A 596-nucleotide genomic window follows, 5' to 3' on the forward strand; every position below is an offset into this window, starting at 1 on the left:
GAAAATTTACCCTCCTCTTTCCCACTAGCGGCTCCTTTTCCGACAACCAGCACGGCGGATCCCTGCCGCGGCGCTGTGAACGCAGCATTTTGATTGGTATCGTTGGCCTTCAGGCTCGTCAGTCAAACAGACCCAGGAGCAGCTCAGCCGGTGGCGCCCGGCTTTCGGGTAACGCCCTGGTCCCGCTGGTTTCGGCTTTGTGCTTCAGGTGATCAAGGATCTGCTTGATCACTATAGGGTCTTCAATGCAGGCGATGACTTTCATGGCGCCGCCGCAGCCGCTGCAGGTCTCGATGTCGATATTGAAAACACGCTTGAGCCGTTGCGCCCATGTCATCGACGCTCGCCGTTGTGCTGGTGTTGCCGGTTCATCAGCCACCCTGACCTTGTTGCCCCTGCCCCGTTTTGCCGGCGTGACCAACGCCCGGTGCCGACTGTTGGGTGCGAACACCCCGTGGAAGCGGGTTAGGTTGACTCTGGGCTTCGGTACCAGGGCGGCCAGCCTTGCAATGAAATCCAATGGTTCGAAAATGACGTGCGTGGTGCCGTCCCGGTACGGCGTCTTGAGCTGGTAGCGCACGTTGCCGCCTCGTGTT

Annotated in this window: 1 protein-coding gene; it reads right to left on the bottom strand. The window is 59.7% G+C overall.

All coding sequences use genetic code 11. From position 1 onward, the window contains the following. Positions 1–118: 118 nt before the first annotated feature. The coding region (locus PG892_RS22505) for a transposase (RefSeq protein ID WP_181507089.1) at positions 119–596 on the bottom strand (478 nt) is incomplete at its 5' end.

It is taken from the genome of Aeromonas sp. QDB68, assembly GCF_027707405.1.
GTDB lineage: Bacteria > Pseudomonadota > Gammaproteobacteria > Enterobacterales > Aeromonadaceae > Aeromonas > Aeromonas caviae.